The 2,116-nt window shown below is 45.2% G+C and carries 2 protein-coding genes; both read left to right on the forward strand.

Going from position 1 to position 2,116, the window contains the following annotated elements:
* The first annotated feature begins 397 nt into the window (after positions 1 to 397).
* The gene (locus AB3112_RS10905) at positions 398 to 889 is read left to right on the forward strand and encodes an 8-oxo-dGTP diphosphatase (protein WP_084973220.1); all 492 of its coding nucleotides are present in this window, start codon (positions 398 to 400) and stop codon (positions 887 to 889) included.
* A gap of 45 nt (positions 890 to 934) precedes the next feature.
* Positions 935 to 1,825 (forward strand): diacylglycerol kinase family protein, encoded by an 891-nt coding sequence (locus AB3112_RS10910; RefSeq protein WP_084973222.1) that lies wholly within the window; start codon positions 935 to 937, stop codon positions 1,823 to 1,825.
* Positions 1,826 to 2,116: the final 291 nt, after the last annotated feature.

Below are 2,116 nucleotides of genomic sequence, written 5' to 3' on the forward strand. Positions count from 1 at the left end.
GATTGGAAGGTCTTAGATCGCAGTGTCAGTTGCGTCGTCCACAGGACTAGACACTGCACTTCGTTTGTGGTCGTCGGAGCAAGTTTGGGCTAGGTAAAAAGGAAAGCCCAAACGGACATCTACATCAAACCAGAGTGCAAAGCGAACCGTTTAACTACTAGACATTTCATGGCCATCAGACCACAAAAATAACCAGTCAATAATGAACGCAGTTTATTCATCGTTGACTGGCTATTTTTCTGCCGTGGTTTCCTGGTCGTCCAACCGGCTAAATGAGACACAAAATAAAACTCGTTTCATCGCCCAGCCAAGAATCCCCTCACCCTTCTTGTCCCAGCTTACTATCTACTTTATACTAAGCACCAAAGGATATATTAACGATACGGGAGGCAGTTAAATGACATATTCACGTTCCGAACCAATTGAAATGGTCAACATGTGCATGATCTATAATGAACAGACTCGAGAAGTGCTGGTAGAAGACAAGACCGACGTTGCTTGGAAGTTCGGTCACACCTTTCCCGGTGGCCATGTTGAAAAAGGCGAGTCATTATACGATGCCATGGTCAGAGAAGTCTTTGAAGAAACCGGCCTCAAAGTAAGTCATTTACAAGCATGCGGGACAGTTGAGTGGTTTAATGAAACCCCTGCGTATCGCCGAATCGGATTTCTATATAAAACGACTCATTTTTCCGGTGAACTCAAGCAATCTGACGAAGGCAAAAACTATTGGCTGCCATTAAAGGATCTCAATGAAGCCAACACTGCTGAAAGTTTCATGAAATTCCTCAAAATTTTCACTGATCCTGATACAGTCGACGCCACTTCGCCGATTATGAACGGATCGCTGACGATAATCCCTAAAGACGACACAACTCGCCAATCATAATATAATGATGTTGTAATCCTAGGATCGATGAATAGGAGGTGCAACATGAAAAAGTACGTCATTATCTATAATAAGAATGCCGGTAAAACCGATAATCAACAGATTGCGACTGATGCCAAGACGCTGTTGGAAAGTAATGGCAAAACGGTTGACTTACGCCAGACCAAATCTCGAGATGACGCGGTTCACCAAGCAGAAATTGCCACCGAAAACTACGATTGTTTAATTACCATTGGTGGTGACGGGTCAATCAATACCGCCTGTGAGGGCTTTTTAAAGGCAGGGAAGGCCATTCCTCTAGGAATCATCCCCGGTGGCACGATTAATAATTTTGCCCGGGCACTGGACATCCCGCTGAAAGTCGATGACGCCATCAATAACCTCCTGGACGGCGAACCAACGGAAGTGGATTTAGGTGCCATCGGAGACACACCGATGATTAGCAGCCTGACGCTGGGACGACTGGCCGATATTGCTAGGAACGTGAAGGACGACGAGAAGAAAAAGTTTGGCAAGGCGATCTATCTCGTTAAGGGCTTCAAGGAGTTATTCACCAACCGTTCCTACAAGTTAAAGATTACCGCGAACGGCCACACCGAAACCTTACGCTCACAAATTCTGCTCATCACGACCACAAATTCGGTCGGCGGCTTCATTGCCTTTAACCCCGACGCGTCTTATGATGATGATTATCTGCACGTTTTTATTTTGAAGAGTTTTACACCGATGAAATTGCTGACGTATTTACGCTATTTCATTACGGGAAATCTCAAGAACGCCAAGGGTGTCAAATACTTTAAATGCCAAACGGTTAAAATTGAAAACCAGTCCAAGCGTGACATCCAAGCAAGAATTGATGGCGACCCCGCCATGTCGCTGCCAATTACGGTCAAAACAAAGGCGGATTTTTTGAGGGTAATTGTGCCGAGAGTGTGACGAGGGCTGGGTGATGCGGTTTCTAAGGCAGCTTTGGTTTAAACCCTGCTTTTGGGTTTGAATCAAAGTTGGCTTAGAAGTTAGCATCAGGCCCGTCGGAACACGTTTAGAGTGTGACGAGAGCCGAGTGATGCGATTTCTAAGGGAACTTTGATTTAAGCCCCAGGGTTTGGGGGTTGAATCAAAGTTCCCTTAGAATTTAGCGTCAGGCTCGTCGGAACATGTTTTATCCAAATAACAGCCCCCCTTACAAGTTGAAATCATACTTACATTCCTTAGACTAGCATCAAA

This window comes from Lentilactobacillus sp. (assembly GCF_040773105.1).
GTDB lineage: Bacteria > Bacillota > Bacilli > Lactobacillales > Lactobacillaceae > Lentilactobacillus > Lentilactobacillus parabuchneri.

Excerpts from the sequence above, each read along its gene's own strand:
- AB3112_RS10910 (WP_084973222.1), top strand. The coding sequence starts at position 935 with ATGAAAAAGTACGTCATTATCTATAATAAGAATGCCGGTAAAACCGAT.
- AB3112_RS10905 (WP_084973220.1), top strand. The coding sequence starts at position 398 with ATGACATATTCACGTTCCGAACCAATTGAAATGGTCAACATGTGCATG.